This is a genomic window from Vibrio maerlii (assembly GCF_003415655.1).
Taxonomy (GTDB): domain Bacteria; phylum Pseudomonadota; class Gammaproteobacteria; order Enterobacterales; family Vibrionaceae; genus Vibrio; species Vibrio maerlii.
Window position 1 is genome coordinate 1 of the sequence record NZ_QRHC01000025.1, and the last position, 1,721, is coordinate 1,721.

At 52.9% G+C, this 1,721-nt stretch carries 1 rRNA gene; it reads right to left on the minus strand.

Annotated features, from left to right (window positions below):
* Positions 1–29: 29 nt before the first annotated feature.
* Positions 30–1,721, minus strand: a 23S ribosomal RNA gene (locus DPF91_RS21665); the annotation flags it as partial.

The following is a 1,721-nucleotide window of genomic DNA, read 5'->3' on the forward strand; positions in this document are numbered from 1 at the left end:
TGAGTCCATCAAAACCCCTTGGGTGTTGTATGGTTAAGCCTCACGGGCAATTAGTACAGGTTAGCTCAACGCCTCACAACGCTTACACACCCTGCCTATCAACGTTCTAGTCTCGAACAACCCTTTAGGACACTTAAAGTGCCAGGGAAGACTCATCTCAGGGCTCGCTTCCCGCTTAGATGCTTTCAGCGGTTATCGATTCCGAACTTAGCTACCGGGCAATGCCATTGGCATGACAACCCGAACACCAGAGGTTCGTCCACTCCGGTCCTCTCGTACTAGGAGCAGCCCCCTTCAATCTTCCAACGCCCACGGCAGATAGGGACCGAACTGTCTCACGACGTTCTAAACCCAGCTCGCGTACCACTTTAAATGGCGAACAGCCATACCCTTGGGACCGACTTCAGCCCCAGGATGTGATGAGCCGACATCGAGGTGCCAAACACCGCCGTCGATATGAACTCTTGGGCGGTATCAGCCTGTTATCCCCGGAGTACCTTTTATCCGTTGAGCGATGGCCCTTCCATACAGAACCACCGGATCACTATGACCTGCTTTCGCACCTGCTCGAATTGTCATTCTCGCAGTCAAGCGGGCTTATGCCATTGCACTAACCTCACGATGTCCAACCGTGATTAGCCCACCTTCGTGCTCCTCCGTTACTCTTTGGGAGGAGACCGCCCCAGTCAAACTACCCACCAGGCACTGTCCGCATTCCCGATTAGGGAACRACGTTAGAACATCAACACTACAAGGGTGGTATTTCAAGGACGGCTCCACGCAATCTAGCGACTGCGCTTCAAAGCCTCCCACCTATCCTACACATGTAGGGTCAATGTTCAGTGCCAAGCTGTAGTAAAGGTTCACGGGGTCTTTCCGTCTAGCCGCGGGTACACTGCATCTTCACAGCGATTTCAATTTCACTGAGTCTCGGGTGGAGACAGCGTGGCCATCATTACGCCATTCGTGCAGGTCGGAACTTACCCGACAAGGAATTTCGCTACCTTAGGACCGTTATAGTTACGGCCGCCGTTTACCGGGGCTTCGATCAAGAGCTTCGTCCGAAGACTAACCCCATCAATTAACCTTCCGGCACCGGGCAGGCGTCACACCGTATACGTCATCTTACGATTTTGCACAGTGCTGTGTTTTTAATAAACAGTTGCAGCCACCTGGTATCTGCGACTCTCGGCAGCTCCATCCGCAAGGGACTTCACCRCTAAGAGCGTACCTTCTCCCGAAGTTACGGTACCATTTTGCCTAGTTCCTTCACCCGAGTTCTCTCAAGCGCCTTGGTATTCTCTACCCGACCACCTGTGTCGGTTTGGGGTACGATTCCTTACAATCTGAAGCTTAGAGGCTTTTCCTGGAAGCATGGCATCAATGACTTCACTACCGTAGTAGCTCGACGTCGTGTCTCAGCCTTAAGAAGAGCCGGATTTACCTAACTCTTCAGCCTACGCACTTGAACCTGGACAACCATCGCCAGGCCCACCTAGCCTTCTCCGTCCCCCCATCGCAATTGTAAGAAGTACGGGAATATTAACCCGTTTCCCATCGACTACGCCTTTCGGCCTCGCCTTAGGGGTCGACTTACCCTGCCCCGATTAACGTTGGACAGGAACCCTTGGTCTTCCGGCGAGGAGGTTTTTCACCCCCTTTATCGTTACTCATGTCAGCATTCGCACTTCTGATACCTCCAGCAGCCCTTACAGACCACC